7 protein-coding genes and 1 riboswitch are annotated in these 5,325 nt (G+C 70.9%); all 7 genes read left to right on the top strand.

What is annotated here, in order from left to right:
* The first annotated feature begins 146 nt into the window (after window positions 1-146).
* On the top strand, window positions 147-569 hold the full coding sequence (locus ACFWY6_RS43905; protein WP_266866516.1) for a M67 family metallopeptidase: 423 nt from the start codon (window positions 147-149) through the stop codon (window positions 567-569).
* Window positions 542-690: riboswitch (cobalamin riboswitch) on the top strand. (Overlaps the previous gene by 28 nt.)
* 43 nt (window positions 691-733) lie before the next feature.
* Window positions 734-1,693, top strand: coding sequence for an ABC transporter substrate-binding protein (locus ACFWY6_RS43900; RefSeq protein WP_384703073.1), 960 nt, complete (start codon window positions 734-736; stop codon window positions 1,691-1,693).
* 125 nt (window positions 1,694-1,818) lie between these two features.
* Entirely contained in the window at window positions 1,819-2,859 is a 1,041-nt protein-coding gene (locus ACFWY6_RS43895) for a FecCD family ABC transporter permease (protein WP_384703077.1), read from the top strand.
* A complete protein-coding gene (locus ACFWY6_RS43890; RefSeq protein ID WP_384703070.1) occupies window positions 2,856-3,632 on the top strand; it encodes an ABC transporter ATP-binding protein in 777 nt (258 codons plus the stop codon). Before ACFWY6_RS43895 ends, ACFWY6_RS43890 begins: the two co-directional genes overlap by 4 nt.
* A gap of 69 nt (window positions 3,633-3,701) precedes the next feature.
* Window positions 3,702-3,803, top strand: coding sequence for a putative leader peptide (locus ACFWY6_RS43885; protein ID WP_323178622.1), 102 nt, complete (start codon window positions 3,702-3,704; stop codon window positions 3,801-3,803).
* A gap of 145 nt (window positions 3,804-3,948) precedes the next feature.
* Window positions 3,949-4,227, top strand: a complete 279-nt coding sequence (locus ACFWY6_RS43880; protein ID WP_266866522.1) for a MoaD/ThiS family protein — start codon at window positions 3,949-3,951, stop codon at window positions 4,225-4,227.
* A 6-nt stretch (window positions 4,228-4,233) separates the two neighbouring features.
* A complete protein-coding gene (locus ACFWY6_RS43875) occupies window positions 4,234-5,187 on the top strand; it encodes a PLP-dependent cysteine synthase family protein (RefSeq protein WP_384703065.1) in 954 nt (317 codons plus the stop codon).
* Window positions 5,188-5,325: the final 138 nt, after the last annotated feature.

Here is a 5,325-nt window from a genome sequence, read left to right as displayed (position 1 = left end):
CCGGCGGGGGGGGGGGGGGGGCCCCCGCTGGTCCTTCAGATGATAAAACACTCATAACCCCCTCTTTCTCATGACCAACATAGCGTGGGGGCCCCTCGCGACCCATTGGAGGTACGCCCCGCGCCCCTCTGCTTATCCTGGCTCCCATGCTGACCCTGACCCAGGCCCTCCACGACCAGATCGTCGCGCACGCGCGCCAGGACCACCCCGACGAGGCGTGCGGCGTGGTCGCGGGTCCCGCGGGCACCGGCCGCCCCGAGCGCTTCATCCCGATGCTGAACGCGGCCCGCTCGCCCACGTTCTACGAGTTCGACTCGGGCGACCTCCTCAAGCTCTACCGCGAGATGGACGACCGCGACGAGGAGCCGGTGATCGTCTACCACTCGCACACGGCGACCGAGGCGTACCCCTCGCGCACCGACATCACGTACGCGAACGAGCCCGGCGCGCACTACGTCCTGGTCTCCACGGCGGACACCGACGGCGCGGGCGACTTCCAGTTCCGCTCCTACCGGATCGTCGACGGCGAGGTCACCGAGGAAGAGGTCAAGGTCGTCCAGGCATACTGAGCCTCACCTTTGAGGCGGCAGGACCCAGGAAGCCGGTGCGAATCCGGCACGGTCCCGCCACTGTGACCCCACCCTTCGCGGGTGGGGCAGTCAGGAACTGACCTGCCGCCCTCTCCCACGGATACAGGGGACGCGGAATCCCCTGGAGGAGGCACAGCTCAGCCATGTCCCGACCGCTGCGCGCACTCATAGCCGCCGCCCTGCTCGCCCCGCTCGCCGCGTGCACGAGCTCCGCGGAGCCCGATGCCGCGCCGGGGGCGAAGGCCGCCGGGTTCCCGTACACCGTCACCAACTGCGGCGTGAAGACGACGTACGATGCGCCCCCGAAGCGCGCCGTGACGATGAACCAGCACACGACGGAAGTGATGCTGGAGCTCGGCCTCGCGGACCGCATGGCGGGCACCGCCTTCCTGGACGACAAGGTCCTTCCGTCGTACGCGAAGGCCTACGCGTCCGTCCCGGTCCTGGCCAAGGAGTACCCCTCCTACGAGAAGCTGCTCGCCGCCAACCCCGACTTCGTGTACGGCGGTTACCCGAGCGCCTTCCTCGCGGGCGATGGCCGCAGCCGCGCGGCGCTCGCGAAGTCCGGCATCAAGTCCCGCCTCGACGTGGAGGGCTGCGCGAAGCGCCCGGTGACCATGAAGGACGTCTTCCGGGAGGTCCGCGAGGTCGGCTCCACCTTCGGGGTGCGGGCACGGGCGGACCGCTGGGTGAGCGGCGCCGAGCGTGAACTGGCCGACACGGCAGAGAAGCTGAAGGACGGCAAGCCCCTCCCGGTCTTCGTCTACGACAGCGGCGACAAGACGGCCTTCACCGCGGGCGGCCGGGGCATCGGCAACGACATCATCGAGCGGGCGGGCGGCCGCAACGTCTTCGCCGGCCTGGACAAGTCCTTCGGCGACGCGTCCTGGGAGTCGGTGGTGGACAGCAGCCCCGAGGTGATCCTGATCCTCGACTACGGCGGCACGACCGTCACCCAGAAGAAGCGCCGCCTCTTGGAGGACCCGGTGCTCGCCGACGTCCCCGCCATCAAGAACAAGCGGTTCGCGGTGCTGCCGCTGTCGGATGTGGTGACGGGGGTGCGGGCTCCGGGTGCGGTGAAGAAGCTGGCGGAGCAGCTGTGAGCCGCCTTCTCCGGCGCGGCCAGGCGAGATTTTCAGCCCGTCCGGCGTTTGAGGACGAACTCGGCGAAGCCGGTGACGGACGGTCGCCCCGGCCGGCGGAGCCGGAACATTCGGCAAGGGGCGGGATCGGGGAAAGAAAGCCGCCCTACGCAGCCGTCATCACCGCCCTCCTCATAGCCCTCGCGGCAGCGGCCACCGCGGGCCTCGCCCTCGGCTCGGTCAAGATCCCCGTGACCGATGTCCTGGAGATCCTCACGGGCAGGGCGGAACCCTCCCCCTTCCGCACGATCGTGCTGGACGCCCGCCTGCCCAGGGTCCTGCTCGGCGCAGCCGTGGGCGCGGGCCTCGCCGTCATAGGCACGGTCCTCCAGGCCCTGGTCCGCAACCCCCTCGCGGACCCCTTCCTCCTGGGAGTCTCCTCCGGCGCGTCGGCCGGCGCGGTCGCCGCCATCGTCCTCGGCAGCGCTTTCGGCGTCGGCGCGGGCCTGTCCATCACGGTCACCATCCCGGCCGCGTCGTTCGCGGGGGCGCTCCTCTCCCTGCTCATCGTCTACACCCTGGCCAGAAGCGCCGGCGGCGGCTTCGCCACCGGCCGGCTGATCCTGGCGGGCGTGGCCGTCTCGTACATCCTCTCCGCCCTGACCAGCCTGATCCTGGTTATCGCGGACAGCACGGACCATCTGCAGGAGGTCCTGTACTGGACGCTCGGCGGCCTCGGCAGCGCCCGCTGGGACATGCTGGCCCTCCCCGCCGGCGTACTGATCGTCGGCACGGCGCTCCTGCTCGCCCTGGCCCGCCCCCTGGACCTGCTCCTCGTCGGCGAGGAGGGCGCCACCGTCCTCGGCCTGGACACCGCACGCTTCCGCGCCGCCGTCTTCGTCCTCGCCTCGCTCCTGACCGGCGTACTCGTCGCGTACAGCGGAGCCATCGGCTTCGTCGGCCTGATGGTGCCGCACGCCGCCCGGATGCTGGTCGGTGCATCGCACCGCGCGCTCCTTCCGGTCGCGGCGCTTGGGGGCGCGGTGTTCCTGGTGGCCGCCGACCTCGCCGCGCGCACGGTCGCCGCCCCGCAGGACATCCCGGTCGGGGTGCTCACCGCGCTCACCGGCGGCCCGTTCTTCCTGTGGCTGCTGCGCAGGAGCCGTGGCGGGGAGGCGGCCGTATGACCGCCCTGAGCACCGAGAACCTCTCCTACCGTGCGCCCGGCGGCCGCCTCCTCGTCGACGGCGTCACCCTGCACGCCACCGGCGGCGAGACCGTCGGCATCGTGGGCCCCAACGGCAGCGGCAAGACGACCCTCCTGCGCTGTGTGTACGGCACGCTGACGCCCACCGGCGGCCGCGTCCTCCTGGACGGCGACGACCTGGCGGGGCGCTCGGCCAAGGCCCGCGCCCGCCGCATCGCCACCGTTCCGCAGGACGGCCACGGCGGCTTCGAGCTCACCGTCCGGCAGATCGTCGCGATGGGCCGCTCCCCGCACAAACGCTTCTGGGAGGCGGACACGGCCGAGGACGAGCGCCTGGCCCGCGCGGCCCTCGAACGGGTCGGCGCGGCCGGCCTCGCGCACCGCACCTTCGCCGGGCTCTCCGGCGGCGAGCGTCAACGTGCCCTGGTGGCAAGGGCGTTGGTGCAGCAGCCCGCCGTGCTGATCCTCGACGAGCCGACCAACCACCTGGACATCCGCTACCAGCTGGAGATCCTCGGCCTGGTCCGCGCCCTCGGCACGACGAACCTCCTCGCCCTGCACGACCTGAATCTCGCGGCGTACTACTGCGATCGTCTGTACGTTCTCGACGCCGGCCGCCTCGTCGCGTCAGGACCGCCGAAGGAGGTCCTGACCAGCGAGCTCCTGGCCGAGGTGTACGGGGTGACGGCCGAGGTGTCCGTACACCCCGCGACCGGGGCGCCGACGGTCACGTATCTGCCGCCATCCACGTGATGGACGTAATCCGTCCACCATGCGAGATCACATTCCAGAACCCGGACCGGGAATCGATACGATGACCGCATGGTTCCCCACGACGTGAGCGACAAGATGCCGGGCATGCTGCTCGTTGCGCGTCTGCACGTCGATCTGTGCAGGCTCTCGAGCGCGATCTGTCCGCGCTGACCGCTGCCGCCGTACGGCCGTGAGCCGCGGCGCCACAACCGCGTCCTGCCCTTGCACCACGCATTACGCATCAAGCACCACGCACCCGCACGACCGGGCCGCCGCGCGCCCACCACGTGACTTCTCCCGACAGGAGCCCTCAGCCATGGCCATCGAGGTCCGCATCCCGACCATCCTCCGCACCTACACCGACGGCGAGAAGGCCGTCCAGGGCAGTGGGGACACCCTCGCCGAGCTCTTCGCCGACCTCGACTCGCGGCACGCGGGCATCGCCGAGCGCATCGTCGAAGGCGACAAGCTGCGCCGCTTCGTGAACGTGTACCTGAACGACGAGGACGTCCGCTTCCTGGACGGCATCTCCACCAAGCTCACCGACGGCGACAACGTCACGATCCTCCCGGCCGTGGCCGGCGGCATGGTCTGATCCCGGATGCCTCGCTACGACTCCCCGCTGGCGGCCGTGGGCAACACGCCCCTGGTCCGTCTGCCGCGCCTGTCCCCATCGGACGACGTACGCATCTGGGCGAAGCTGGAGGACCGGAACCCGACCGGTTCCATCAAGGACCGCCCGGCGCTGCACATGGTCGAACAGGCGGAGAAGGACGGGCGGTTGACGCCCGGCTGCACGATCCTGGAGCCGACGTCCGGCAACACGGGCATCTCGCTCGCGATGGCGGCCAAGCTCAAGGGCTACCGCATCGTGTGCGTCATGCCGGAGAACACCTCGCAGGAGCGGCGTGACCTCCTCGCCATGTGGGGCGCGGAGATCATCTCCTCCCCGGCGGCGGGCGGCTCCAACACGGCGGTGCGCGTCGCCAAGGAGCTGGCGGCGGAGCACCCGGACTGGGTGATGCTCTACCAGTACGGGAACCCGGACAACGCGGGCGCGCACTACGCGACGACCGGCCCGGAGATCCTCGCGGACCTGCCCTCCATCACCCACTTCGTGGCGGGCCTCGGCACGACGGGCACGCTGATGGGCGTCGGCCGTTTCCTGCGCGAGCAGAAGCCGGACATCAAGATCGTCGCGGCGGAGCCCCGCTACGACGACCTCGTCTACGGCCTGCGGAACCTGGACGAGGGCTTCGTCCCCGAGCTGTACGACGCGTCCGTCCTGACGTCCCGGTTCTCCGTCGGCTCGGCGGACGCGGTGACGCGCACGCGGGAGCTGCTCCAGCAGGAGGGCATCTTCGCGGGCGTCTCCACCGGGGCCGCGCTGCACGCCGCGATCGGCGTGGGCAAGAAGGCGGTGGCGGCGGGCGAGTCCGCCGACATCGTCTTCGTCGTGGCCGACGGCGGCTGGAAGTACCTGTCGACGGGCGTCTACACGGCACCGACGACCGAGGCGGCCATCGAGACCCTGCAGGGGCAACTCTGGGCGTAGGCAGGACCCCGCGGGACCTCGACCTCAAACGGGGGGGTGGGGGGGGGGGGGGCGCCCGCGCCCCCCGCGCCCGCACTCACACACCCACGGACACACAACCACTCAGACGCCCACACATCGACAAACACGCACTCACCA

The organism is Streptomyces sp. NPDC059037 (assembly GCF_042740015.1).
Taxonomy (GTDB): Bacteria; Actinomycetota; Actinomycetes; order Streptomycetales; family Streptomycetaceae; genus Streptomyces.
This window is presented reverse-complemented; position numbering and strand designations above follow the sequence as displayed.